This window comes from Pantoea sp. X-Soil-ISGK-285, from assembly GCF_059730815.1.
This window is the reverse complement of the sequence record NZ_AP035938.1, coordinates 245,509-271,077: the sequence shown is the minus strand read 5'-3', so window position 1 is coordinate 271,077 and position 25,569 is coordinate 245,509. Positions and strand designations below refer to the sequence as shown.

Genomic DNA, 25,569 nt, shown 5'->3' with positions numbered 1-25,569 from the left:
ATATTACGCTTTCCTCCTGCAGAGTCAACCTCTATTTCAGAAGTTTTTCTCCGGCGGCGCAGTCTCCTGTGCCTCTCAACCCGTTTCCCGTTGCCGGTGTTCCGTGTTGATGGATGCGCATTATAGGGAGTTGCCTGAGAGGCGCAACCCATAAATTGCATAAAAAAGAGCGTTCGCTGCATTCCACAGCAAAAGCGGCTGTTATACGCAGTTACACACAATGTTATCCACATTAGTCGGGCCAGATAAATTTAGGCGAGCATCACGCAAACGTTTTCGCTACAATGCCGGGCGAAGTTCCGGACACCCCTTTTCGGGGCGTTACCTGAGGTTTTTGATTTTTTCTTCCTGTATAGAGAAGAGAAAACCGCTGTAAAGCCTGATGTAACGCTCTTATATACGCGAAACAAAGCCAAGGGATAAACCACCATGCAACAAACTCGTCCTGTACGCCGCGCATTGCTCAGTGTCTCTGACAAAGCCGGTATCCTCGAATTTGCTCAGGCGCTCTCAAGTCGCGGTGTCGAACTGCTCTCCACAGGCGGAACAGCTCGCCTGCTGGCGGATGCGGGTCTGGCTGTCACAGAAGTCTCTGACTACACCGGTTTCCCGGAAATGATGGATGGACGCGTCAAAACCCTGCATCCCAAAGTGCATGGCGGCATTTTAGGTCGTCGCGGCCAGGATGATGCCATTATGGCGCAGCACGACATCAGCCCAATCGACATGGTGGTCGTTAACCTCTATCCCTTTGCACAGACCGTCGCCCGTGAAGGATGTTCACTGGAAGATGCAGTGGAAAATATCGACATCGGTGGCCCGACCATGGTGCGCTCTGCTGCCAAGAACCATAAAGATGTGGCAATCGTGGTCAGCAGCGGCGACTACGAAGCGATCATTGCCGAAATGGATGCCCATGAAAATGGCCTGACGCTTGAGACCCGTTTCGATCTGGCAATCAAAGCGTTCGAACACACCGCCGCGTATGACAGCATGATCGCTAACTACTTTGGCAGCCTGGTGCCCGCCTATCACGGTGATCGTAATCAGCCCGCCGGCCGTTTCCCGCGTACCCTGAATCTGAACTTCATTAAGAAGCAGGATATGCGCTACGGTGAAAACAGCCATCAGGATGCTGCCTTCTATATAGAAGAGAATATCACTGAAGCTTCAGTGGCGACTGCCCGGCAGGTTCAGGGTAAAGCGCTCTCCTATAACAACATTGCTGACACGGATGCTGCACTGGAGTGCGTAAAAGAGTTCAGTGAACCCGCCTGCGTCATCGTCAAACATGCAAACCCTTGTGGCGTAGCGACCGGTGACTCTCTGCTGGCAGCCTATGATCGCGCTTACCAGACCGATCCGACCTCCGCATTTGGCGGCATCATCGCCTTTAACCGCGAGCTGGATGAAGCAACTGCGCAGGCCATTATCAGCCGCCAGTTTGTTGAGGTGATTATCGCGCCAGCGGTTTCCGAGGCCGCGCTGAAAATTACCGCCGCGAAGCAGAATGTCCGTGTCCTGATCTGCGGCCAATGGCAAAACCGTACTGCTGCACTGGATTTCAAACGCGTCAACGGGGGTCTGCTGGTACAGGATCGCGATCTCGGCATGGTTGATGCCAGCCAGCTGCGCGTCGTCAGTAAACGTCAGCCAACCGAACAGGAACTGCGTGATGCGCTGTTCTGCTGGAAAGTAGCGAAGTTCGTTAAGTCTAACGCCATTGTTTATGCACGCGACAACATGACCATCGGTATCGGTGCCGGACAGATGAGCCGTGTCTATTCCGCTAAGATTGCCGGCATTAAAGCAGCCGATGAAGGGCTGGAAGTAAAAGGATCAGCCATGGCGTCGGATGCCTTCTTCCCGTTCCGTGATGGTATTGATGCGGCAGCCGCGTCAGGCGTGAGCTGCGTCATCCAGCCTGGCGGCTCCATCCGCGATGAAGAGGTGATTGCGGCGGCTGATGAGCACGGCATTGCCATGATCTTCACCGACATGCGTCACTTCCGCCATTAATCGTTCTGGAGAGAAACAGATGAAAATTTTAGTAATCGGCAATGGCGGACGTGAACATGCTCTGGCCTGGAAAGCTGTCCAGTCGCCGCTGGCGGAAACCGTGTTTGTGGCACCGGGTAACGCGGGCACCGCATTAGAGCCTGCGCTGCAGAATGTCGCGATTAGTGCAACTGATGTCCCTGCCCTGCTTGAGTTTGCCCGGCGTGAAAAGATCGATCTGACGATTGTCGGCCCCGAAGCGCCGCTGGTGATTGGCATCGTGGATGCCTTCCGTGAGGCCGGGCTGGCTATCTTTGGTCCGACTCAGGCCGCTGCGCAGCTGGAAGGCTCTAAAGCTTTCACCAAGGATTTCCTGGCGCGTCATCAGATCCCGAGTGCGGAATACCAGAACTTCACCGAGGTTGAGCCCGCTCTCGCGTATCTGCGTGAGAAAGGCGCCCCTATCGTCATCAAAGCCGACGGCCTGGCCGCAGGTAAAGGCGTGATTGTGGCGATGACGCTGCAGGAAGCTGAGGATGCGGTTCAGGATATGCTGGCCGGTAACGCCTTTGGCGATGCCGGACACCGCATTGTGATTGAAGAGTTTCTGGATGGCGAAGAAGCCAGCTTCATCGTGATGGTAGACGGCGAGCATGTGCTGCCCATGGCCACCAGCCAGGATCACAAACGCGTGGGCGATGGCGATACCGGTCCGAACACCGGCGGAATGGGTGCCTACTCTCCGGCTCCGGTTGTCACCGATGAGATCCACCAGCGCGTTATGGATCAGGTTATCTGGCCGACCGTGCGCGGCATGGCGGCTGAAGGCAACGTCTATACCGGTTTTCTCTATGCCGGCCTGATGATCGATCACACCGGGCAGCCGAAAGTGATCGAATTCAACTGCCGCTTCGGCGATCCGGAGACTCAGCCGATCATGCTGCGTCTGCAGTCGGATCTGGTCGATCTTTGCCTGGCCGCCTGTGACGGTAAGCTGGATCAGAAAACGTCACAATGGGATCCCCGCCCTGCGCTGGGTGTGGTGCTGGCGGCGGGCGGTTATCCGGGTGACTACACTCAGGGCGATCAGATTCACGGTCTGCCACTGGAAGAAGTTGCTGACGGCAAGGTATTCCACGCCGGAACACGGCTGGAAGAGGACCTGGTGCTGACAAACGGTGGCCGCGTGTTGTGTGTAACCGCGCTGGGCGACGATGTGGCCGCGGCACAAAAGCGGGCTTATGAGCTGACAAAACCGATCTCATGGCAGGGCAGCTTCTGTCGCCGCGATATCGGCTACCGCGCCATTAATCGCAAATAAGTTCAGGGGGCACCAGGTGCCCCCTTTTCAATTCACATATCTTCTTCTGTCGGCTGCTGTGAGCAGTCATCCTGCTGACTGACCCGCAATAGCTGTATTCCTTCCGGCGCTTCCAGCCATGACACCATCAGCGGTGCCGATGCGCGGCGTTGCTGCTGTGTCAGCATCTGCAGAGCGTCGGCGTCAAAAGCGGGTCTGACCTGCTGGCCTTCGCAACTCTCCAGCACATTGTTTCCCAGCCAGTGTCCCTGTCTGAGGAACACCTGACCGCTTAATAGCGCATCGCTGAGGTTACGCATCCGCTCGGCATCAAACTTATAGAGCTCAACCGCATCCGGGCTGACCGCTTCACGCCGGCCTGAAAGCTGGCGCTGCATAAAGTTAAGACCGCCAGCCTGGTCAAAGCGCAGGGTCACATCATCAGGCTGGTTGCCCTTCACCTGACGCTGAATGCTGATCAACGACTCTTCCAGCCAGACATAATCCGTCACTTCACCCTCACCCCCACTGAACGGCGTATAGAAGGTGCGGATATGGACAGACTGGTGGTCGCTGTTTTTACGCCAGATACGAACAACACCACGATCGGCAAGATAGCCACTGGCAGAAAAGGGGGGAATATCCGGAGTAGAGCTGCAACCGAAAAGAAACAGGGAGAGAAACAGAACAGATAAACGCTGAAACAGCGGGGTCATGATGGCTGGCCTCTTAAACAAAAGGGGCGAAACGCCCCCTGTTTTAAAGCTTAACCGCAGTGCGACGTCTTACTTAACGGCGTCTTTCAGCGCTTTACCAGACACGAATGCCGGTACATTTGCTGCAGCGATTTTGATCTCTTTGCCAGTCTGCGGGTTACGACCGGTACGCTCAGCGCGGTGGTTCACTTTAAAAGTACCAAAACCAACCAGTTGTACAGCATCACCATCTTTCAGAGACTCAGTGATCGCAGCCAGAGTAGATTCCAGCGCTGCCTTTGCCTGGGTTTTAGACAGGTCAGCTTTTTCTGCGATCACATCAATCAGTTGAGTCTTGTTCATAAGTTATCCTTAAAGTGTATTTATCGCTTGCTAAGCAACGAGTGCGAGGGAAAAGCCATATTCTGGCACTCTTCTGCCTGCACGCACCGATAGCCACAATTTTCAGCCCCCCAAATGTAGACCAGACAGGGGGCCAATGTGAAGCCTCCAGGCGCGCTAATTCGGGCCTGAAGTCACGTTTTATCGCCTTACTGCTGGAAATTTATACCGATGTTGCTAATTCCCGCTTCACGCAGGTCAGATCGCAGACCTTTAATCAATTCAAGGTCGCGCTCTTCACACTCCGCCAGCAGGCGGAAAATCTCCCACTGAAGGTCCCACTCATCGATGATAGCCGGGTTTTCACGCAGCTCTTCGTCGGTCATTTCGCGTCCAGCCTGGGTCATTTCCAGCATGGCGATAGTAGTAATTGAGGTCTCGCTGACTTCAATTGCATGCTCAAGAGTTTCACCGCTCAGCTGCGCATGGACGACTTCGCTTAATGCCACACAGGCATCGATAGCCGGATAAACGCCGTAAACCTCAAACGCATCACCATCCGGAATGGCGGCTTCGAGCTTTTCCAGCTGGCTGTCGAAGTTAATCTTCGCATCTTTGACCGTCAGGTTTTCCCAGATCAGATCAAGAATACGGCGATAGAGTGCCGGATCGGCAAATTCAGTCTGCTCGCAGAACGCGCGATAGTTGGGATACATGCGCTCGCACAGGCAGGCCATAAAAGTAAGGTGCTGCCAGCTTTCCAGCTTCGCCAGACGCAGATGAACGGGATTTTGTAACATAAAGGTGGCTCTTATTCGTTTCGCTGGCCGCAGTGTAACTGCAAAACCGCAGCACAAACAGTGTTAAAGCGCGTTTTGCCAGCGCTGGAAAGCGGTTCGGTTCGAGGCAACCGCGTCGGCCCAGCGGGTCGGTTCCGGCAGCCGGTAACCACGCGTACAGTTTTCGACCCACTGCAGCGCGGTATCCAGGCTGACACGATGGCCGGTGGCGACAAACAGCGGATTACACCGCAGCTTGCTGCGCCATACCCAGCCTATCTGCTCGCCTTTGTCGATCAGTGGCCGACGACTGCCAGGCTGCGCATCCAGATCGGCAAAACGGCCACACAGGCGACTTTTCGCGACACCAATGGTGGGCACATCGACCAGCAGGCCAAAATGTGACGCGACGCCAAGTCGTCGTGGATGCGAAATACCGTGTCCATCCACAAACAGCAGGTCCGGCTTTTGCTCCAGCATCTGCCAGGCGGCCATCAGCGCTGGATATTCACGGAATGAGAGAAAGCCCGGAATATAGGGCATGGTGGTCTCAACGCGTGCGATGCGATGCTCCACCAGCTTTAAGGAGGGATACTCCAGTATCACCATCGCCGCCCGGGTGATAGTGCCTTCCTGCTCAAATCCAACGTCCGCCCCGCCGATAAAGCGGGGTGGCAGCACATCAAAGTCATCTTCTCGCACCACATCAGCGGCGCGTTGTAACTGCTCAGCGCGAAGTGCGGCAATATCCATGATTACTCCTGATGCCAGGGACGTGATAAACGGTGTACCGCCTCAACAAAGACGCCCGCATTTTCCGGTGGCACATCCAGATGAATACCATGACCCAGATTAAAGACATGCCCGGTGCCCGAGCCAAAGCGCTCCAGGATCCCAGCCACTTCCTGTTCGATACGCTCAGGTGCCGCATAGAGCATAGAAGGATCCATGTTGCCCTGCAGGGCGACTTTGTCGCCCACGCGACGGCGTGCATCATCAATATCGGTGGTCCAGTCGAGACCCAGCGCGTCACAACCGGTGGCGGCCATCGCTTCCAGCCACTGTCCGCCGCCTTTGGTGAAGAGCGTCACCGGCACGCGGCGACCGTCGTTTTCACGCAGCAGGCCATCGACAATTTTGTGCATGTAATGGAGTGAGAATTCGCGGTAATCACGACCGGTCAGCACGCCACCCCAGGTATCAAACACCATAACGGACTGCGCACCGGCGCGGATCTGAGCATTGAGATAGAGGATGACGCTGTCGGCCAGCTTATCCAGCATCGCGTGGAGCGTAGCGGGATCGGCATACATCATCTTCTTAATTTTGGTAAACGCCTTGCTGCTCCCGCCTTCCACCATATAGGTGGCCAGCGTCCACGGACTGCCGGAGAAGCCAATCAGCGGCAGATCGCCGTTCAGGTTCTTACGGATGGTACGGACAGCATTCATCACATAGCCCAGCTCCATTTCGGGATCGGGCACCGGTAAACGCTCAACGTCAGCGCGACAGGTCACAGGGTTTGAGAAACGCGGGCCTTCGCCGGTTTCAAAGTAGAGACCCAGTCCCATCGCATCCGGAATGGTCAGGATGTCACTGAAGAGGATGGCGGCATCCAGCGGATAACGGCGCAGCGGCTGCAGGGTGACTTCACAGGCCAGCTCGGCGTTTTTACACAGCGACATAAAGTCACCCGCCTGGGCGCGTGTCGCTTTGTACTCCGGCAAATAGCGCCCGGCTTGTCGCATCATCCAGACCGGCGTGACATCAACCGGCTGACGTAACAGGGCACGCAAATAACGATCGTTCTTCAGTTCACTCATCTCAACACTCTCTCAATAACAGGCGTGTAGTGTAGCACTTTCACACTTCGGCGCGGCACAGAGCGACGGTATCTTCAATCAGGCGGCGCGCCACGGTGCCTGGCGGTGGCAGCAACGGCAGCTCATCAAAACGGAACCAGGCCGCATCCAGCAGCTCTTTACCATCGTGCTGCAGATCGCCGCTGTCATACTCCGCCATAAAGGCTGTCATCAGCGATTGCGGGAAGGGCCACGGCTGGGAGGTAACGTAACGGACGTTTTTGACGCGGATATTGCTCTCTTCCATCACTTCGCGGGCAACGGCCTGCTCCAGCGTCTCGCCCACCTCCACAAAACCCGCCAGCACGGTGTAGACCTTGTTGCGATGGCGGGCATGATTCGCCAGCAGGATTTCATCACCGCGACGGATAGCCACAATGATGCAGGGTGCGATCTGCGGATAGTAACGCTCGCGGCAATGGCTGCAGAGACAGGCAAATTCATGTTTGCTTTGGTGCATTTCATGGCCGCAATAGCCGCACCAGCGATGAGAACGGTAGAATTCCGCCAGTTGCACACCGCGACCCACCAGCTGAAACAGCGCCACATCCTGATCGATCAGCTGTCGTACTGAGAACATATCGGCAGAACGCGGCTCACAAATCAGCCAGACTTTTTCGCCCTGCCACTCACCGATGGTCCGGGCTTTACTGCCGGTCAAACCAAATTTTTCGGCGTTTCCGTGTGGTAAATCACCTTGTGGCAACCAAAGTTTCTGTTCATGGCTGACAATCCACCATCCAGCGTCTACGCTTGAGATTTCGCATTGCATTTATTTCGTCATCCTTAGCGTCAACTCGCACGCTGAAGCCCTGATGTTAAGTGTGTAGATAAACAACTATAACTCACATGGAGTTAGATATGCTTAACCAGTTAGACGTCCTGGCTGAACGCGTAGGTGGCAGTAATGAACTGGTCGATTCGTGGCTTGAAGCCCGTCGTCAGCTACTGGTGACCTATTATCACCTGGTCGGACTTAAACCAAACAAAGAGGCGCTGACGCGTCTTGATGAGCAGGCTCTGGACAACTTCTGTCACGGTCTGGTCGATTATCTTTCTGCGGGTCACTTCAGTATCTATGAACGCGTGATCAGTGAAATGAGTGGCGACAGCCCGATGATTGCCGCCGCACAGATCTATCCACCGCTGGAAGCCAATACTGAGCGTCTGATGCAGCTGTATGACGGCCACCTGCAGCAGGCGATCGACGACGAAAACTGCATGACCTTCCAGCAGGCACTCTCCGAAGTGGGTGAAGTGCTGGAAGCACGCTTTACGCTGGAAGATAAGCTTATCCAGCTGGCATGGGATAACCAGCTTGTCCCCCCGCCGGTAGCGAATGACAGCCATATCGCGCGTCCGGCCTAATCATCATCTCCGGCAAAGGGGTTGAGATTATCCCGTAGCCCTTTTATGCTGAACAGGTTCTGAGGAGAGCGCTCCAAAGAACCTTTTTTATTTTTGCTTTGAAATATAAGGTTTTTACGCCTGGCTCTGTTATCAGACGCCAGCGTATAAACCGCTTCTTGTCGGAGTGCCCAAGTTGGGCTGAGACCGTTAATTCGGGATCCGCGGAACCTGATCAGGTTAGAACCTGCGAAGGGAACAAGAGTAAATATTCTCTGTATACCAGCATGCTTACGCTGTATATACGGTTACTCCTTCCGAACTCCGGACAAGCATCGTTCCCCCTTAACAGGAAGATTGCTATGTCTGACCAAAAAACAACCCGTCGTGAACAGCGTGCCCAGGCGCAGGAATTTATCGATTCCCTGCAAAGCGGCAGTGCATTTCCCCAGTCCCGCCGCATCTGGATTACCGGCAGCCGCGAGGATATCCGCGTTCCCATGCGTGAAATCGTGCTAAGCCCGACCCACATCGGCGGCAGCAAAGAACAGCCTCTCTATGAGCAGAACGAAGCAGTACCGGTCTATGACACGGCGGGTGCCTATGGCGATCCCGCGGCACAGATCGATGTTCATCGTGGCCTGGAAAAGCTGCGCGCCCGCTGGATTGCTGAACGCGACGACAGCGAATTTCTCGAACAGAACAGCTCAGGCTATACCCAGCAGCGGCTGGCTGACGAGGGACTGGATCATCTGCGCTTCGATCAACTCCCGACACCGCGCCGTGCCCGCGCAGGCTGCTGCGTCACGCAATTGCACTATGCCCGTCAGGGGATCATCACCCCGGAGATGGAATTTATCGCACTGCGGGAAAACATGGGCCGTGAGCGAATCCGCAGTGAGGTATTGCTGCAACAGCATCCCGGCCACAGTTTTGGCGCGCATCTGCCAGCCAGTATCACGCCCGAGTTTGTGCGTCAGGAGGTCGCTGCCGGACGCGCCATCATCCCTGCCAATATCAATCACCCTGAATCGGAGCCGATGATCATTGGCCGCAACTTTCTGGTTAAGGTCAACGCCAACATCGGTAACTCGGCGGTGACCTCTTCTATTGAGGAAGAGGTGGAAAAACTGGTCTGGTCGACTCGCTGGGGTGCCGATACGGTGATGGATCTCTCTACCGGTCGTTATATTCATGAAACGCGCGAATGGATTTTGCGAAACAGCCCGGTGCCAATCGGTACAGTGCCGATTTATCAGGCGCTGGAAAAAGTGAATGGCGTGGCCGAGGCGCTGAACTGGGAAATATTCCGCGATACGCTGCTTGAGCAGGCGGAACAGGGTGTCGATTACTTTACTATCCACGCTGGCGTGCTGCTGCGTTATGTCCCGATGACGGCGAAACGTCTGACCGGAATTGTATCGCGGGGTGGATCTATCATGGCGAAATGGTGCCTGTCGCATCATCAGGAGAGCTTCCTGTATCAGCACTTCCGGGAGATTTGTGAAATCTGCGCCGCCTATGATGTCTCCCTGTCGCTGGGCGATGGCCTTCGTCCGGGTTCCATTCAGGATGCCAACGATGAGGCGCAGTTTGCCGAACTGCGTACCCTGGGCGAGCTGACCCGTATTGCCTGGGAATATGACGTTCAGGTAATGATTGAAGGCCCGGGGCACGTCCCGATGCATATGATCCGCCGCAACATGACAGAACAGCTCGACCTGTGCGATGAAGCCCCCTTCTACACCCTTGGCCCGCTGACCACCGACATCGCGCCCGGCTATGACCATTTCACCTCCGGTATCGGTGCTGCCATGATTGGCTGGTTTGGTTGCGCCATGTTGTGTTACGTCACGCCCAAAGAGCATCTGGGTCTGCCGAACAAAGAGGATGTGAAGCAGGGATTGATCACCTACAAAATCGCGGCGCATGCCGCCGATCTGGCGAAAGGCCATCCGGGTGCGCAGATCCGTGATAACGCCATGTCCAAAGCGCGCTTTGAGTTCCGCTGGGAAGATCAGTTTAATCTGGCGCTGGATCCCCATACGGCGCGGGCTATGCATGATGAAACCCTGCCGCAGGAGTCGGGCAAAGTGGCCCATTTCTGCTCGATGTGTGGCCCTAAGTTCTGCTCGATGAAAATTTCCCAGGAGGTGCGCGAGTTCGCAGCACGTCAGGATACGCACGCCGAGCCCGTTGAAGTGGGCATGGCGCAAATGTCAGACCGTTTTCGTCGGCGCGGCGGTGAGCTTTATCATCCCGCCGATGCCATTAAGGAGGAGTAACGATGCCCGCATTTCCCGCTACCGCCCCGCGCCTGGGGCTTTATCCGGTGGTTGATAGCCCCGACTGGATTGAGCGCCTGCTGAAGATGGGCGTTCGTACGCTGCAGCTGCGCATCAAAGATCAGCCCGATGAGGTCGCCGAGCCCGCCATCGCTCAGGCGATTGCACTGGGTAAACGCTATGACGCGCGCCTGTTTATCAATGACTACTGGCAGCTGGCGATAAAGCATCAGGCTTATGGCGTGCATCTGGGTCAGGAGGATCTCGATGTCGCCGATCTTGCCCGGATTCATCAGGCAGGATTGCGTCTGGGGCTCTCCACCCATGACGATGCTGAACTGGACCGCGCACTGGCAATCCATCCCTCTTACATCGCGCTTGGACATATTTTCCCGACGCAGACCAAAGAGATGCCTTCTGCGCCGCAGGGCATTGAGCAGCTGAAGCGGCATCTGACGCGCCTGACGCATATCCCCACCGTGGCAATTGGCGGTATCTCAATTGCTCGCGCACCTGACGTGCTGGCAACCGGCGTAGGGAGTATTGCGGTGGTGAGTGCGATTACCCAGGCAGATGACTGGCGTGAAGCAACACGTACTTTGCTGGCGCTGGCAGAGCCTCACCAATAAAGATTTGTGGAAGCTATCCCGCATAGCGGCTGCAAAACCAGTAACGCCAGCGTTTCTGCCGGGAAAGCGACGCGCAAAAGCGTATGTTGCCGCTGGCGTGCTCTGATCCAAAACCTTAACGTGGCCTCCGTCAGGTTAAGGTTATCTGACCAGGGCCGGTTCCCTCCTCTTGCCGGCCCTGCTTCTTCTTTTCGCTATGCGAGAGTTGAAGCTGAAATCTGCGTCTCATGCTGGCACGAGATCATGGCGCGTTCGACGGCTGCACCCACCAGCGCCAGCGCCTTCTCAGTCTGCTCGTTGATCGGCAGCCCGTAGTTTAAGCGCAGACAGTTACGGTATTTACCCGAGGCCGAAAAGAGTGAGCCTACGGCTATCTGAATTTTTGAGTCGCGCAATTCGCGATTGAGCCGGACCGCATCAAACGCTTCGGGGAGCTCTATCCACATCAGAAAACCGCCCTGAGGACGGGAAACGCAGATGCCGCAGGGAAAGTAGTGGCGCACCCAGCAGCTAAAGGTTTCATAGTTACGATGATAGATTTGCCGCATCCGGCGCAGATGGGGCTGATAATGGCCCTGGCGGATAAACTCGGAGACCGCATGCTGAGGCTGTGTGGCGGTGGAACCTGTGACGATATATTTCATGTGCAGTACACGGTCGCGATAGCGGCCGGGTGCAACCCAGCCGACACGCAAACCTGGCGCCAGCGTTTTGGAAAAGGAGCTGCACAGCAGAACCCGGCCATCGAGATCCAGCGCTTTAATGGTCGCTGGGCGCGGATATTCCCAGGCTAACTCACCATAAACATCATCTTCAATGACCGCCGCGTCAAACCGCTGCGCCAGGGCCAGCAATGCCCGCTTACGCGGCTCAGGCATGATAAATCCCAGCGGATTATTACAGTTCGGTACAACAACGACTGCTTTAATCGGCCATTGATCAAACGCCAGTTCCAGCGCCTCCAGGCTGATGCCGGTTACCGCATCGGTCGGGATCTCAATGGCACGAATGCCAAATCCGCGCAGGGTTTGCATGATCCCGTGAAACGAAGGTGACTCAACGGCAATGATATCGCCCGGCTCGCAGACCGCGCGCACGGCTACCGATAATGCTTCATGGCAGCCGGTGGTAATAACAATGTCATCGGCGGTGAGCTGGCAACCGCTATCTATCGCCAGTCGTGCAACCTGTTGCCGCAGTGCGAGAACACCATAGAGGTTGTCATAATTGAGCAGCGCGATGTCCTGCTTCTGTGCCTGACGGCTGAAGGCTTTCCACAGCGGCTTAAGCGTCGGCTGCGTCAGATCGGGCATGCCGCTTCCCAGCTGCAACACATCATCTTCCAGACGACTGTTAATCAGCTCCAGCACCGCATCCCACTGCGTTACCTCAACCGGCCGCTGTGCGGGACGGGTCAGCGCAGGCATCGGGGGCGTCGCCTTACGCGAGGCCACAAAATAGCCAGAGCGCGACTGCGGCGTAATCATCTGCTTCTCTTCCAGCAGATGATAAGCCTGCTGCACGGTGCTGATACTGACGCCATGTTCGGCACTCAGACTGCGTACCGAGGGCAGGCGCTCACCACTGCGATATAAACCTTGTTCGATACGCTGAGCCAGCAGCGTGGCCAGATGTTCATATCGCGTCATTGTATTTCCTCTGACTTAGGAGCTGAGCATTAACCGGTACAGTTATGTCTCTTTTTTACCATTCAGATTGTCATTAACGCAATCTGTATGTTAAAGAAAGGTGATTTTTGCGTCTGTATCATACAGAGCGATCCGCTGAGAATAGTCCTCAGACAATTCACTGAGGGCACTATCATGGGATACGACGAGAATCGCGCAGCTAAACCGTTTACAGGCACGCCTTACCAGTTGGTTCGCTATCTTTGGCGCAGTTATAAACGCTGGCAGCTGAGGCGTGAGACGCGCGTCATCCTGTCGAAGCTGAGTGACAGTCAGCTGAAAGACATTGGCCTTGGCCGCAACGACTGGAATGTCTGAATCAGAGACAAAAAAAACCCTGCCGAGGCAGGGTTTTTATCAGGCAAAGGACGATTAATCGTCTTTGTTGCCGCCGAGACCGGCGTTCAACAGTTCAGCCAGGCTGGCTGAGGCTTCATCCGCAGTAACCTGCGGTGCAACCGGAACTTCACCTGCCGCTTTGCGGCGCATACGATCCTGATGGTACGCATAACCGGTACCGGCCGGGATCAGACGACCCACGATTACGTTCTCTTTCAGGCCGCGCAGTTCATCGCGCTTACCTGCTACTGCTGCTTCGGTCAGGACACGCGTGGTTTCCTGGAACGATGCTGCAGAGATGAACGATTCGGTAGCCAGTGACGCTTTGGTAATACCCAGCAGGTCACGCATGAAGGTTGCGCCAACTTTTCCGTTCGCTTCCAGATCACGGTTAGAGATCTTGATGCGAGAGAATTCAGCCTGCTCACCTTCCAGGAAGTCTGCACTTCCTGCGCTCACGATGGTTGCTTTACGCAGCATCTGACGAACGATGACTTCGATGTGCTTATCGTTAATCTTAACGCCTTGCAGACGGTAAACTTCCTGCACTTCGTTAGTGATGTAACGGGTCACCGCATGCACGCCGCGCAAGCGCAGGATGTCATGTGGAGACTCTGGGCCATCGGAAACCACGTCACCGCGCTCAACACGTTCACCTTCGAACACGTTCAGCTGACGCCATTTCGGAATCATCTCTTCGTACGGCTCACTGCCATCCAGCGGAGTGATGACCAGACGACGCTTACCTTTGGTCTCTTTACCGAAGGAGATGATGCCGCTGATCTCCGCCAGAATAGCTGGCTCTTTCGGACGACGCGCTTCGAACAGGTCAGCAACGCGTGGCAGACCACCGGTAATATCCTTGGTACCGCCAGATTCCTGCGGAACACGCGCCAGCGTGTCACCAGCACTGATCTTCACGCCATCTTCCAGCTGAACAATTGCTTTACCAGGCAGGAAGTACTGAGCCGGCATGTCGGTGCCCGGAATCAGAACGTCGTTGCCGTTGGCATCAACAATTTTCAGCGCAGGACGCAGATCTTTACCGCCCGCAGTACGTTCAGCACTGTCCAGAACCACCAGCGAAGAAAGACCGGTTAAGTCATCTGTCTGACGGGTAATGGTCTGGCCATCAACCATGTCCGTGAAGCGAATGAAACCGCCCACTTCGGTGATGACTGGCATGGTATGCGGATCCCAGTTTGCGACGGTTTCGCCCGCTGCAACCTGCTCACCATCACCTTTCGCCATGGTAGAACCATAAGGAACTTTATAGCTCTCTTTGGTACGACCAAACTCGTCGATCATTTTCAGTTCAACGTTACGCGAGGTGATCACCAGCTTGCCTGCCGAGTTCGTTACCGACTTAGCGTTGGTCAGCTTGATGGTACCTTTGTTCTTCACCTGAATGCTGGATTCAGCAGCCGCACGTGATGCCGCACCACCGATGTGGAACGTACGCATCGTCAGCTGTGTACCTGGCTCACCGATGGACTGTGCCGCGATAACACCAATCGCTTCACCTTTGTTGATGATGTGACCACGTGCCAGGTCGCGACCATAGCAATGCGCACACACACCAAAGTCGGTTTCACAACCTACTACTGAGCGGACTTTCAGGCTGTCGACTGAGTTCAGTTCCAGCACGTCACACCAGTGCTCATCGAGCAGCGTGTTGCGTGGAACCAGAATATCAGCAGTACCCGGCTTCAGAACGTCTTCAGCGGTCACACGACCCAGAACACGTTCACGCAGTGGCTCTTTAACGTCGCCACCTTCGATGACAGGTGTCATCATGATGCCTTCGTGTGTACCACAGTCATCTTCGGTAACAACCAGATCCTGTGCAACGTCAACCAGACGACGCGTCAGATAACCGGAGTTCGCCGTTTTCAGTGCGGTATCCGCCAGGCCTTTACGTGCACCGTGGGTTGAGATGAAGTACTGGAGTACGTTCAACCCTTCACGGAAGTTCGCCGTGATTGGTGTTTCGATGATGGAGCCATCTGGCTTCGCCATCAGACCACGCATACCGGCCAGCTGACGAATCTGTGCAGCAGAACCACGCGCACCGGAGTCAGCCATCATAAAGATGCTGTTAAAGGAAACCTGTCGCTCTTCTACGCCGTCACGGTTAATAACGGTTTCAGTTGAGAGGTTTTCCATCATCGCCTTGGCAACACGTTCGTTGGCTGCTGCCCAGATATCGATGACTTTGTTGTAACGTTCGCCTGCGGTTACCAGACCAGACTGGAACTGCTCCTGGATCTCAGCCACTTCTGCTTCCGCTTCGGTGATGATTTCCACTTTCTTCTCTGGAATAACCATGTCGTCGATGCCGACAGACGCGCCTGAACGGGCTGCGTAAGCGAAACCGGTGTACATGGTCTGGTCAGCAAAGATAACGGTCGGCTTCAGGCCCAGAATGCGGTAACAGGTGTTCAGCATTTTGGAGATAGCTTTTTTGCCCAGCGCCTGGTTAACGATGGAGAAAGGCAGACCTTTTGGCACGATCATCCACAGGATGGCACGGCCAACAGTGGTGTCGATGATGCTGGTTTTAGCAACCCACTCATCCTGCTCATTTTTCTCGTGTTCGGTGATACGCACCTTAACGCGAGCATGCAGCGATGCGAGGCCAGCGCGATAAATACGCTCAGCTTCTTTCGGGCCAGTCAGCACCATGCCTTCGCCTTTGGCGTTAACACAGTCACGGGTCATGTAGTACAGACCCAGTACAACGTCCTGAGAAGGAACGATGATTGGCTCGCCGTTCGCAGGTGACAGGATGTTGTTGGTCGACATCATCAGCGCACGCGCTTCCAGCTGGGCTTCCAGCGTCAGCGGTACGTGAACAGCCATCTGGTCACCATCGAAGTCGGCGTTGTATGCCGCACAAACCAGCGGGTGCAGCTGGATCGCTTTACCTTCGATCAGAACCGGTTCAAAGGCCTGAATACCCAGACGGTGCAGCGTAGGCGCACGGTTCAGCAGAACCGGGTGCTCACGGATCACTTCGTCGAGGATATCCCAGACAACCGCTTCTTCGCGCTCAACCATTTTCTTCGCGGCTTTGATGGTGGTGGCCAGGCCACGCAGTTCCAGCTTGCCGTAAATGAACGGTTTGAACAGTTCGAGTGCCATTTTCTTCGGCAGACCGCACTGATGCAGGCGCAGGTATGGACCTACGGTGATAACCGAACGACCAGAATAGTCGACACGTTTACCCAGCAGGTTCTGACGGAAACGACCCTGCTTACCTTTGATCATGTCAGCCAGTGATTTCAGCGGACGCTTGTTGGAACCGGTGATCGCACGACCGCGACGACCGTTGTCCAGCAGTGCATCGACCGCTTCCTGCAACATACGCTTTTCGTTGCGCACGATGATATCTGGCGCAGCCAGATCCAGCAGGCGTTTCAGGCGGTTGTTACGGTTGATCACGCGACGATAGAGATCGTTCAGATCCGACGTTGCGAAACGGCCACCATCCAGCGGTACCAGCGGACGCAGATCCGGTGGCAGAACAGGCAGCACGGTCAGGATCATCCACTCTGGCTTGTTGCCAGACTGTACGAACGCTTCCAGCAGCTTGATGCGCTTGGTCAGTTTTTTACGTTTGGTTTCGGAGTTAGTTTCGTTCAGCTCTTCACGCAGCTGCTCGCACTCCTGCTCCAGATCCATATTTTTCAACAGGGCCTGGATCGCTTCGGCGCCCATTTTGGCGTCGAACTCGTCACCGAACTCTTCCAGAGCGTCAAGGTACTGCTCTTCAGTCAGAATCTGACGCTTCTCGAGGTTGGTCATGCCACCTTCGATTACCACGTAAGATTCAAAGTAGAGCACGCGCTCGATGTCACGCAGTGGCATATCCAGCAGTAAGCCGATACGCGATGGCAGTGACTTCAGGAACCAGATGTGCGCAGTCGGCGACGCCAGTTCGATGTGGCCCATACGCTCACGGCGTACTTTAGTCTGGGTCACTTCAACGCCGCACTTCTCACAAATCACACCACGGTGTTTCAGGCGCTTGTATTTGCCGCACAGGCACTCATAGTCTTTTACCGGCCCGAAGATACGGGCACAGAACAGACCATCGCGCTCTGGCTTAAAAGTACGGTAGTTAATGGTTTCTGGCTTTTTCACTTCACCAAAAGACCAGGAACGGATCATGTCTGGCGAAGCCAGCGCAATTTTGATCGCATCAAACTCTTCGGTCTTAGTTTGCGCTTTCAGAAACTTAAGTAAGTCTTTCACGGATTAGCTCCCGTCGGAGTGAGACTCAGAGGGCGTCCAACCGAAATTGAACGCCCCGTAACCAGTACAATTGCGAGCGCTTTAAACCCTGCGCTTTCAGGCGGCGGCGAACCGCAGCCTGAAAAGGGGTTACTCGTCTTCCAGCTCGATGTTGATACCCAGCGAGCGAATCTCTTTCAACAGTACGTTGAAGGATTCCGGCATGCCCGGTTCCATCTGATGGTTACCGTCAACGATGTTTTTATACATCTTGGTACGGCCGTTGACGTCATCAGACTTAACGGTAAGCATTTCCTGCAGGGTATACGCGGCACCATATGCTTCCAGTGCCCATACTTCCATCTCACCAAAGCGCTGACCACCGAACTGTGCCTTACCACCCAGCGGCTGCTGAGTAACCAGGCTGTAGGAACCGGTTGAACGTGCATGCATCTTGTCATCAACCAGGTGGTTGAGTTTCAGCATGTACATGTAGCCAACGGTTACCTGACGTTCGAACTGCTCACCGGTACGGCCGTCAAACAGGGTAATCTGACCGGAAGAAGGCAAGCCGCCGAGCTGCAGCAGCTCTTTGATTTCACTCTCTTTCGCGCCATCAAACACCGGAGTGGCGATTGGCATACCTTTCTTCAGGTTCTCAGCCAGACGCAATACTTCGTCGTCGGAGAAGGTGTTCAGGTCAACTTTCTGACGCAGATCGCTACCCAGGTCATAGGCGCGCTGGATGAATTCGCGCAGTTTCGCGACGTCTTCCTGCTTTTTGAGCATGGCGTTGATCTTCTCGCCGATGCCTTTCGCTGCCATACCCAGGTGGGTTTCCAGAATCTGACCGATGTTCATACGCGATGGTACGCCCAGCGGGTTCAGAACGATGTCAACCGGCGTGCCGTTTTCATCGTAAGGCATATCTTCGATCGGGTTGATCTTAGAGATAACACCTTTGTTACCGTGACGGCCTGCCATTTTGTCACCCGGCTGAATCTGACGCTTAACAGCCAGATAAACCTTAACGATTTTCAGCACGCCTGGTGCCAGATCATCGCCCTGGGTGATTTTACGACGCTTACCTTCGAGTTTTTTCTCAAACTCGTGCTTCAGTTCGTCGTACTGCTCTGCCAGCTGCTCCAGCTGGTTTTGCTTGGCTTCGTCAGTCAGACCCAGTTCCAGCCAGCGCTCGCGCGGCAGCTTGTCCAGTTTGTCTGCTTCAACGCCACCAGAAATCAATACGTTCTGGATACGGCTGAACAGGCCCGCTTCCAGAATCTGCAGTTCTTCAGACAGGTCTTTCTTGGCCTGCTTCAGCTGCATCTCTTCAATTTCCAGCGCACGTTTGTCTTTTTCCACGCCATCGCGGGTAAAGACCTGAACGTCGATCACGGTGCCTGACACGCCATTCGGTACGCGCAGTGACGAATCTTTCACGTCAGAGGCTTTTTCACCGAAGATAGCGCGCAGCAGTTTCTCTTCTGGCGTCAGCTGGGTTTCACCTTTCGGCGTAACCTTACCAACCAGAATGTCGCCACCGGTCACTTCAGCACCGATGTAGACGATGCCTGACTCATCCAGTTTAGAGAGTGCAGCTTCACCCACGTTCGGGATATCAGCGGTAATCTCTTCCGGCCCCAGTTTGGTGTCACGCGACACGCAAGCCAGTTCCTGAATGTGGATAGTCGTAAAGCGATCTTCCTGAACCACACGCTCGGAGACCAGGATGGAGTCTTCGAAGTTGTAACCGTTCCACGGCATGAACGCTACGCGCATGTTCTGGCCCAGCGCCAGTTCACCCAGATCGGTGGACGGGCCATCTGCCAGCACGTCGCCGCGCTCAACCGGCTCACCCAGAGAAACACATGGCATCTGGTTGATGCAGGTGTTCTGGTTAGAACGGGTATATTTGGTCAGGTTGTAGATGTCGATACCGGCTTCGCCAGCATGCATTTCGTCTTCGTTAACTTTGATAACGATACGTGATGCGTCGACGTACTGTACGGTACCGCCACGTTTGGCAACGGCAGTTACACCGGAGTCAACGGCAACAGCACGTTCCATACCCGTACCAACCAGCGGCTTATCAGCACGCAGAGTCGGAACGGCCTGACGTTGCATGTTCGCACCCATCAGGGCGCGGTTAGCATCATCGTGTTCCAGGAACGGGATCAGGGACGCACCGACAGAAACGATCTGTTGAGTCGAAACGTCCATGTAGTCAACCTGATCGCGGCTGAACAGACTTGATTCGCCTTTGCTACGGCAGGTGACCAGGTCATCAACAAACGCGCCGTTATCATCAAGAGGGGCGTTCGCCTGAGCGATAACGTAGTTACCCTCTTCGATAGCAGAGAGGTAGTGAATCTCGTCAGAAACCAGACCGTCGATAACACGGCGGTAAGGCGTCTCAAGGAAACCGTACTCGTTGGTCTGTGCATACACAGACAAGGAGTTGATCAGACCGATGTTCGGGCCTTCAGGGGTTTCGATTGGGCAGACACGACCGTAGTGCGTTGGGTGTACGTCACGCACTTCGAAGCCGGCACGCTCACGCGTCAAACCACCCGGGCCGAGAGCAGAGATACGACGTTTGTGCGTAATCTCTGACAGCGGGTTGTTCTGATCCATAAACTGAGAAAGCTGGCTGGAACCAAAGAACTCTTTCACCGCGGCCGAAATTGGCTTCGCGTTGATCATGTCCTGTGGCATCAGGGTATCAAGGTCGCCCAGTGACAGACGCTCTTTCACCGCACGCTCAACACGTACCAGACCGACACGGAACTGGTTCTCAGCCATTTCACCGACTGAACGAATACGACGGTTACCGAGGTGGTCGATATCGTCCACTTCGCCTTTACCGTTACGGATGTCGATCAGCTTCTTCATCACTTCGATGATGTCATCTTTGCTCAGGATGCCTGAACCTTCGATTTCATCACGCAGCAATGAACGGTTGAACTTCATACGACCCACAGCAGAAAGATCGTAACGATCTTCAGAGAAGAACAGGTTCTCAAACAGGTTCTCTGCTGCTTCGCGTGTTGGCGGCTCACCAGGGCGCATCATGCGGTAGATCTCAACCAGTGCGCTCAGACGATCGCTGGTTGGGTCGACACGCAGGGTCTCGGACATATATGGACCGTGGTCCAGATCGTTGGTGAACAGCGTTTCGATGCGCTTGTGACCGGACTGGCTCAGTTTGGCCAGCAGATCCAGTGACAGTTCCATGTTCGCTGCAATGATCAGCTCACCGGTGCTCTCATCGATGTAGTCTTTAGCGACCACTTTACCCGCGATATATTCAACCGGAACTTCGATGTGCTGAATGCCATCTTTTTCCAGCTGACGGATATGGCGCGCAGTAATACGGCGTGCTTTTTCGACGTAGACGGTGCCGTTCGCTTCGATATCGAAGGTCGCAGTTTCACCGCGCAGGCGCTCAGGCACCAGCTCCATCTGCAGCTTGTTGTCGCGAATTTCAAACACCACTTTCTCGAAGAAGATATCGAGGATCTGAGGTGTAGTGAACTGCAACGCACGCAGGATGATAGTGGCCGGCAGCTTACGACGACGGTCAATACGGACAAACAGGTTATCTTTCGGGTCAAACTCAAAGTCGAGCCATGAACCGCGGTAAGGGATGATACGTGCGTTGTAGAGCACTTTACCCGATGAGTGGGTTTTACCCTTATCGCTATCAAAGAACACGCCAGGACTACGGTGCAGCTGAGAAACGATAACGCGCTCGGTACCATTGATAACAAAGGTACCATTGTCGGTCATGAGCGGAATTTCGCCCATGTAGACTTCTTGTTCTTTAATGTCTTTTACGGTGCCTTCTGGCGCTTCGCGCTCATAGACCACCAGACGCAGTTTCACGCGCAGCGGTGCCGAATAGGTCACGCCACGGATCTGACACTCTTTCACGTCAAAGACAGGTTCACCCAGGCGATAGCTGACATACTGCAACTCAGAGTTGCCGCTGTAGCTCGCAATAGGGAATACAGAGCGGAATGCAGCTTCCAGTCCGTACTGACCTTCTGGATCTTGCTCGATAAACTTCTGGAACGAGTCGAGCTGGATGGAAAGGAGATAAGGTATGTCCAGTACTTGCGGACGTTTACCAAAATCCTTACGAATACGTTTTTTCTCGGTATAGGAGTAAACCATAGGGTTCCTCAGCTAGCTGACAAGTCGACCCACGCTGTCCGTCCTGACAGGACAGTTCATGCAACACGATTTTGTTTGATTCACTGGCTGCGCAGCAGCAGTGCAATACCTCTTTCTATCACGCTTAAATCATTTCATCGCTGTTGCGAGGGCAGGGAACCCGCACAGGTAGAGCGGTATATTAAGTCGTCGATAGAGAAAGATATTGAAGAGTAACAATGGACAAACAGTGTGAAACCCCATTGAGACCCTGTAGCGCAAAAAGGCTGGTGACCAAAAAGTCACCAGCCATCAGCCTGAAACTACTCAGACTGCAACCCGAAGGCTGTCTTACTTAACTTCAACTTCAGCGCCAGCTTCTTTCAGAGCAGCTTCAAGTGCAGCTGCGTCATCTTTGCTGATCGCTTCTTTGATTACGCCAGTTGCTTCAACCAGATCTTTGGCTTCTTTCAGGCCCAGACCAGTTGCAGTACGTACGGCTTTGATTACTGCAACCTTGTTCGGGCCAACAGCTTTCAGGACTACGTCGAATTCAGTTTTTTCTTCAACAGCTTCAGCCGGGCCCGCAGCAACAGCTACAGCAGCAGCAGCAGAAACGCCGAATTTTTCTTCCATAGCAGAAACCAGCTCAACTACTTCCATTACGGACATCGCTGCAACAGCTTCCAGAATTTGGTCTTTAGTAATAGACATGACAATTGTTCCTAAGAATCAGAAAAAGTTTATACGTAAGCAAGTACGAAGAAAAGAAGATGGCCTTAAGCCGCTTCTTTTGCATCGCGTACAGCAGCCAGAGTGCGGACCAGTTTGCCGGCAGCGGCTTCTTTCATGGTCGACATCAGACGTGCCAGTGCTTCTTCGTAGGTCGGCAGCGTTGCCAGACGGTCAATATTGGCCGCCGTGATCAGCTCACCTTCAAAGGCTGCAGCTTTGACCTCAAATTTTGCATTCGCTTTCGCGAAATCTTTGAACAGACGAGCAGCAGCGCCCGGGTGTTCCATAGAATATGCAATCAGGGTCGGACCAACAAACGTGTCTTTCAGGCACTCAAACTGAGTTCCTTCAACGACGCGGCGCAGCAGGGTGTTACGAACAACACGCATGTAAACGCCAGCTTCACGGCCTGCTTTACGCAGTTCGGTCATTTTATCAACGGTAACGCCACGGGAATCCGCAACAACCGCTGAAAGCGCACCTTTGGCTACTTCGCTGACTTCAGCAACAATCGCTTGTTTGTCTTGAAGATTTAATGCCATTAGCTTTTGCTCCTGGATTTGACCGGGAAAGGATTTCCCCGGAACTCACTTCACTTACTCACCCCAAGGGGAAATAAGCGCTCGAACACGGTGAGCAGAATCCAGCTAAGAAAAAATTCTTTTGGTTCTGTCACCGTCTACGCAGGGTATTAAGCGGAATATCCGGAGATAATCCGCTCCTGCGGTCTTGGACGGAGGCCAGGATAAGGCCTGGCTCCAACCTAAATTCTGTGCGACGCAGCAGAGTCAGAGGGAAAGGCGATACACGCAACAATCAGTTCTGGCTCTCTGGTGTCCTGTTCCGTTAATAACAGAACAACGGGCGTAAGATTCTAGGTGAATTTTTCGCCCGTTTCAAGCAGCAATTAGTTTGCTGTTGCGTTCAGACCAGCCTGGTCAACGGCAACGCCGGCGCCCATGGTGGTTGAAAGGCTAACTTTCTTGATGTACACGCCTTTCGCCTGAGATGGTTTTGCTTTTTTCAGCGCAACCAGCAGAGACTCCAGGTTTTCTTTCAGTTTGTCAGCGTCAAAGTCCACTTTACCGATGGTAGTGTGGATGATGCCGTTTTTGTCGTTACGATAACGAACCTGACCCGCTTTAGCGTTCTTAACCGCTTCAGCAACGTTAGGCGTTACAGTACCGACTTTCGGGTTTGGCATCAGGCCACGTGGACCCAGAATCTGGCCCAGCTGGCCAACAACGCGCATTGCATCCGGAGAAGCAATAACAACGTCAAAATTCATTTCGCCTTTCTTGATCTGATCAGCCAGGTCTTCCATGCCTACCAGCTCAGCGCCTGCTGCTTTAGCAGCTTCAGCGTTGGCGCCCTGGGCGAAGACAGCAACACGTACTGAACGACCAGTACCGTGTGGCAGAACGGTCGCGCCGCGAACGTTCTGATCAGATTTACGTGCATCAATGCCGAGGTTGACAGCAACGTCAACGCTTTCAACGAACTTGGCAGTAGCCAGTTCTTTCAGCAGAGCAACAGCTTCAGCAATATCATACTGCTTGGTCGCGTCAACTTTGTCGCGAATTACGGTCATGCGCTTGGTCAGCTTAGCCATTTCTTAGTCCTCTACTACCAGGCCCATGGAACGAGCAGTACCTTCGATTGAGCGAGTCATCGCTTCAACGTCAGAACCAGTCATGTCCGCAGCTTTGGTTTCTGCGATTTCACGTACCTGAGCACGAGTCACTTTACCGACTTTATCTTTGTTCGGCTTACCAGAACCAGACTTGATGCCCGCTGCTTTTTTCAGCAGTACGGCAGCCGGAGGCGTTTTGGTAATGAAGGTAAAAGAACGGTCGCTGTATACGGTGATAACAACAGGAGTCGGCAGACCTTTTTCCAGAGATTCGGTCTTAGCGTTGAACGCTTTGCAGAATTCCATGATGTTAACACCCTGCTGACCCAGAGCTGGACCAACCGGTGGACTTGGGTTCGCCATACCAGCTGCAACCTGCAGCTTGACGTAGGCTTGGACTTTCTTAGCCATGATATTTCCTCAATTGGGTTATAGCGCCTGTAAAGGCTCCCCGTGATAACGATTTACACGCTGTTGCCAGCGCATAAAAACAAAAGGCGCGAAATTGTAGTTAAATTTCGCGCCTGCTGCAACAGCTAATTTGTGAGCGGAAAGAGGTTAACCTTTCTCCACCTGACCGAAGTCGAGCTCAACCGGCGTGGCACGTCCAAAGATGGAAACGGATACCGTCAGGCGGCTCTTCTCGTAATCCACATCTTCAACCACACCGTTAAAGTCAGCAAAAGGACCGTCATTAACGCGAACCATTTCACCTGGCTCAAACAGCGTTTTCGGACGAGGCTTGTCGCCGACCTGCTGCAGACGGTTCATGATCGCATCAACTTCTTTATCGCTGATAGGTGCCGGACGGTCAGATGTACCGCCGATGAAACCCATCACGCGTGGGACGCTGCGTACCAGGTGCCAGCTGGCGTCATTCATCACCATCTGAACCAGTACGTATCCCGGGAAAAACTTGCGCTCGCTCTTACGACGCTGGCCACCACGAATTTCAACGACTTCTTCAGTCGGAACCATGACGTCGCCAAACAGCTCTTCCATGTTGTGCAATTTGATATGCTCGCGCAGCGATTGTGCTACGCGGCCTTCAAAACCGGAAAACGCCTGTACGACGTACCAGCGTTTCTTTGGAGCTTCAGACATCTCAGAACCTCAGGCCAGTGATAAACGATACCAGACGGACCAGAATACCATCCAGCCCCCACAAAATCAGTGACATCACGGCAGTAACCGCGGCAACGATTAACGTGGTGTGCAGCGTTTCCTGGCGGGTTGGCCAGATAACCTTACGCATTTCTGTTCTTGCTTCACGAGCAAAAGCCACGGTCGCTTTGCCTTTGGTCGTTAAAAGCGCAATGCCGCCAGCCGCTGCAATCAGTACAACTACGGCTAAAGCACGCAGTGGCAGTGACACATCACGATAGAGGTAGTTACCTACAATCGCTGCAAGCAGCAGTAATACGACTACTACCCACTTTACCGCTTCCAGGCCACGCCCGCTCCCTTGAGCTTCGGTATTCGCACTCATAAACCAACCTGCCACAATAATTCAGAAACTATTCTGCCCCGCAGTGCGAGGCGT

Annotated in this window: 21 protein-coding genes and 1 riboswitch; of the genes, 6 read left to right on the top strand and 15 right to left on the bottom strand. The window is 54.2% G+C overall.

The features are described 5' to 3' along the window. The first annotated feature begins 429 nt into the window (after positions 1-429). Together purH and purD are read left to right on the top strand one after the other, a co-directional pair. On the top strand, positions 430-2,019 hold the full coding sequence (gene purH / locus AC6I8B_RS01205) for a bifunctional phosphoribosylaminoimidazolecarboxamide formyltransferase/IMP cyclohydrolase (protein WP_050680585.1): 1,590 nt from the start codon (positions 430-432) through the stop codon (positions 2,017-2,019). A 19-nt stretch (positions 2,020-2,038) separates the two neighbouring features. Beyond that, complete coding sequence (gene purD, locus AC6I8B_RS01200; RefSeq protein ID WP_033768366.1) at positions 2,039-3,319, top strand: phosphoribosylamine--glycine ligase; 1,281 nt, start codon at positions 2,039-2,041, stop codon at positions 3,317-3,319. Between the two features lie 32 nt (positions 3,320-3,351). Here the strand turns inward: purD and AC6I8B_RS01195 are convergent, their stop codons facing one another. The 6 genes from AC6I8B_RS01195 to nudC all read right to left on the bottom strand — a co-directional run bounded on the left by AC6I8B_RS01195 (position 3,352) and on the right by nudC (position 7,748). Beyond that, positions 3,352-4,014, bottom strand: a complete 663-nt coding sequence (locus AC6I8B_RS01195; protein WP_010261073.1) for a DUF1481 domain-containing protein — start codon at positions 4,012-4,014, stop codon at positions 3,352-3,354. Between the two features lie 69 nt (positions 4,015-4,083). Next, positions 4,084-4,356: a nucleoid-associated protein HU-alpha gene (gene hupA, locus AC6I8B_RS01190; RefSeq protein ID WP_003850136.1), complete on the bottom strand. Its 273-nt coding sequence runs from the start codon at positions 4,354-4,356 to the stop codon at positions 4,084-4,086. 188 nt (positions 4,357-4,544) lie between these two features. Further along, entirely contained in the window at positions 4,545-5,135 is a 591-nt protein-coding gene (locus AC6I8B_RS01185; RefSeq protein WP_010261070.1) for a YjaG family protein, read from the bottom strand. 63 nt (positions 5,136-5,198) lie between these two features. Next, positions 5,199-5,867, bottom strand: a complete 669-nt coding sequence (gene nfi / locus AC6I8B_RS01180) for a deoxyribonuclease V (RefSeq protein WP_157354362.1) — start codon at positions 5,865-5,867, stop codon at positions 5,199-5,201. A 2-nt stretch (positions 5,868-5,869) separates the two neighbouring features. Then, complete coding sequence (hemE, locus tag AC6I8B_RS01175; protein ID WP_010672222.1) at positions 5,870-6,937, bottom strand: uroporphyrinogen decarboxylase; 1,068 nt, start codon at positions 6,935-6,937, stop codon at positions 5,870-5,872. A gap of 40 nt (positions 6,938-6,977) precedes the next feature. Next, positions 6,978-7,748, bottom strand: a complete 771-nt coding sequence (nudC, locus tag AC6I8B_RS01170) for an NAD(+) diphosphatase (RefSeq protein ID WP_010672223.1) — start codon at positions 7,746-7,748, stop codon at positions 6,978-6,980. Positions 7,749-7,837: 89 nt separating this feature from the next. On the opposite strand from nudC, the gene AC6I8B_RS01165 reads away from it, so the two are divergent. The 3 genes from AC6I8B_RS01165 (at position 7,838) to thiE (ending at position 11,237) form a co-directional block, all read left to right on the top strand. Further along, a complete protein-coding gene (locus tag AC6I8B_RS01165) occupies positions 7,838-8,344 on the top strand; it encodes an Rsd/AlgQ family anti-sigma factor (RefSeq protein WP_010261059.1) in 507 nt (168 codons plus the stop codon). A gap of 152 nt (positions 8,345-8,496) precedes the next feature. Further along, positions 8,497-8,598: riboswitch (TPP riboswitch) on the top strand. A gap of 87 nt (positions 8,599-8,685) precedes the next feature. Further along, the gene (gene thiC, locus AC6I8B_RS01160) at positions 8,686-10,608 is read left to right on the top strand and encodes a phosphomethylpyrimidine synthase ThiC (RefSeq protein ID WP_033780882.1); all 1,923 of its coding nucleotides are present in this window, start codon (positions 8,686-8,688) and stop codon (positions 10,606-10,608) included. Positions 10,609-10,610: 2 nt separating this feature from the next. After that, the gene (thiE, locus tag AC6I8B_RS01155; RefSeq protein WP_033780880.1) at positions 10,611-11,237 is read left to right on the top strand and encodes a thiamine phosphate synthase; all 627 of its coding nucleotides are present in this window, start codon (positions 10,611-10,613) and stop codon (positions 11,235-11,237) included. Positions 11,238-11,431: 194 nt separating this feature from the next. Here thiE and AC6I8B_RS01150 read toward each other — a convergent pair whose 3' ends face one another. Then, positions 11,432-12,886 carry an aminotransferase-like domain-containing protein gene (locus AC6I8B_RS01150; RefSeq protein WP_157354363.1) on the bottom strand — a complete coding sequence of 485 codons (1,455 nt, stop codon included), beginning with the start codon at positions 12,884-12,886 and terminating at the stop codon, positions 11,432-11,434. Positions 12,887-13,060: 174 nt separating this feature from the next. Between AC6I8B_RS01150 and AC6I8B_RS01145 the strand changes: the two genes are divergently transcribed. Continuing rightward, positions 13,061-13,243, top strand: coding sequence for a DUF1127 domain-containing protein (locus tag AC6I8B_RS01145; RefSeq protein WP_010261051.1), 183 nt, complete (start codon positions 13,061-13,063; stop codon positions 13,241-13,243). Positions 13,244-13,297: 54 nt separating this feature from the next. Here AC6I8B_RS01145 and rpoC read toward each other — a convergent pair whose 3' ends face one another. From rpoC to secE, 8 genes are all read right to left on the bottom strand, one after another. Further along, positions 13,298-17,521, bottom strand: a complete 4,224-nt coding sequence (rpoC, locus tag AC6I8B_RS01140; protein ID WP_010261049.1) for a DNA-directed RNA polymerase subunit beta' — start codon at positions 17,519-17,521, stop codon at positions 13,298-13,300. Positions 17,522-17,650: 129 nt separating this feature from the next. Beyond that, on the bottom strand, positions 17,651-21,679 hold the full coding sequence (rpoB, locus tag AC6I8B_RS01135; protein WP_010261046.1) for a DNA-directed RNA polymerase subunit beta: 4,029 nt from the start codon (positions 21,677-21,679) through the stop codon (positions 17,651-17,653). Between the two features lie 330 nt (positions 21,680-22,009). Beyond that, the gene (gene rplL, locus AC6I8B_RS01130; protein ID WP_008927142.1) at positions 22,010-22,372 is read right to left on the bottom strand and encodes a 50S ribosomal protein L7/L12; all 363 of its coding nucleotides are present in this window, start codon (positions 22,370-22,372) and stop codon (positions 22,010-22,012) included. 65 nt (positions 22,373-22,437) lie between these two features. Then, the gene (gene rplJ / locus AC6I8B_RS01125) at positions 22,438-22,935 is read right to left on the bottom strand and encodes a 50S ribosomal protein L10 (protein WP_003848098.1); all 498 of its coding nucleotides are present in this window, start codon (positions 22,933-22,935) and stop codon (positions 22,438-22,440) included. A 365-nt stretch (positions 22,936-23,300) separates the two neighbouring features. Beyond that, on the bottom strand, positions 23,301-24,005 hold the full coding sequence (gene rplA, locus AC6I8B_RS01120; RefSeq protein ID WP_010261038.1) for a 50S ribosomal protein L1: 705 nt from the start codon (positions 24,003-24,005) through the stop codon (positions 23,301-23,303). A gap of 3 nt (positions 24,006-24,008) precedes the next feature. Then, on the bottom strand, positions 24,009-24,437 hold the full coding sequence (gene rplK / locus AC6I8B_RS01115; protein ID WP_006121495.1) for a 50S ribosomal protein L11: 429 nt from the start codon (positions 24,435-24,437) through the stop codon (positions 24,009-24,011). A 147-nt stretch (positions 24,438-24,584) separates the two neighbouring features. After that, the gene (gene nusG / locus AC6I8B_RS01110; protein WP_003848088.1) at positions 24,585-25,130 is read right to left on the bottom strand and encodes a transcription termination/antitermination protein NusG; all 546 of its coding nucleotides are present in this window, start codon (positions 25,128-25,130) and stop codon (positions 24,585-24,587) included. A 1-nt stretch (position 25,131) separates the two neighbouring features. Continuing rightward, positions 25,132-25,515 (bottom strand): preprotein translocase subunit SecE, encoded by a 384-nt coding sequence (gene secE / locus AC6I8B_RS01105; RefSeq protein ID WP_008927141.1) that lies wholly within the window; start codon positions 25,513-25,515, stop codon positions 25,132-25,134. Positions 25,516-25,569: the final 54 nt, after the last annotated feature.

Bases quoted from the DNA above. Each gene is read 5' to 3' on its own strand.
- rplA (WP_010261038.1), bottom strand. From the start codon at position 24,005: ATGGCTAAGCTGACCAAGCGCATGACCGTAATTCGCGACAAAGTTGAC.
- purD (WP_033768366.1), top strand. From the start codon at position 2,039: ATGAAAATTTTAGTAATCGGCAATGGCGGACGTGAACATGCTCTGGCC.
- AC6I8B_RS01195 (WP_010261073.1), bottom strand. From the start codon at position 4,014: ATGACCCCGCTGTTTCAGCGTTTATCTGTTCTGTTTCTCTCCCTGTTT.
- nudC (WP_010672223.1), bottom strand. From the start codon at position 7,748: ATGCAATGCGAAATCTCAAGCGTAGACGCTGGATGGTGGATTGTCAGC.
- rplL (WP_008927142.1), bottom strand. From the start codon at position 22,372: ATGTCTATTACTAAAGACCAAATTCTGGAAGCTGTTGCAGCGATGTCC.
- thiE (WP_033780880.1), top strand. From the start codon at position 10,611: ATGCCCGCATTTCCCGCTACCGCCCCGCGCCTGGGGCTTTATCCGGTG.
- nusG (WP_003848088.1), bottom strand. From the start codon at position 25,130: ATGTCTGAAGCTCCAAAGAAACGCTGGTACGTCGTACAGGCGTTTTCC.
- hemE (WP_010672222.1), bottom strand. From the start codon at position 6,937: ATGAGTGAACTGAAGAACGATCGTTATTTGCGTGCCCTGTTACGTCAG.
- AC6I8B_RS01145 (WP_010261051.1), top strand. From the start codon at position 13,061: ATGGGATACGACGAGAATCGCGCAGCTAAACCGTTTACAGGCACGCCT.
- purH (WP_050680585.1), top strand. From the start codon at position 430: ATGCAACAAACTCGTCCTGTACGCCGCGCATTGCTCAGTGTCTCTGAC.
- AC6I8B_RS01185 (WP_010261070.1), bottom strand. From the start codon at position 5,135: ATGTTACAAAATCCCGTTCATCTGCGTCTGGCGAAGCTGGAAAGCTGG.
- nfi (WP_157354362.1), bottom strand. From the start codon at position 5,867: ATGGATATTGCCGCACTTCGCGCTGAGCAGTTACAACGCGCCGCTGAT.
- rplK (WP_006121495.1), bottom strand. From the start codon at position 24,437: ATGGCTAAGAAAGTCCAAGCCTACGTCAAGCTGCAGGTTGCAGCTGGT.
- AC6I8B_RS01150 (WP_157354363.1), bottom strand. From the start codon at position 12,886: ATGACGCGATATGAACATCTGGCCACGCTGCTGGCTCAGCGTATCGAA.
- rplJ (WP_003848098.1), bottom strand. From the start codon at position 22,935: ATGGCATTAAATCTTCAAGACAAACAAGCGATTGTTGCTGAAGTCAGC.
- hupA (WP_003850136.1), bottom strand. From the start codon at position 4,356: ATGAACAAGACTCAACTGATTGATGTGATCGCAGAAAAAGCTGACCTG.
- secE (WP_008927141.1), bottom strand. From the start codon at position 25,515: ATGAGTGCGAATACCGAAGCTCAAGGGAGCGGGCGTGGCCTGGAAGCG.
- thiC (WP_033780882.1), top strand. From the start codon at position 8,686: ATGTCTGACCAAAAAACAACCCGTCGTGAACAGCGTGCCCAGGCGCAG.
- AC6I8B_RS01165 (WP_010261059.1), top strand. From the start codon at position 7,838: ATGCTTAACCAGTTAGACGTCCTGGCTGAACGCGTAGGTGGCAGTAAT.
- rpoB (WP_010261046.1), bottom strand. From the start codon at position 21,679: ATGGTTTACTCCTATACCGAGAAAAAACGTATTCGTAAGGATTTTGGT.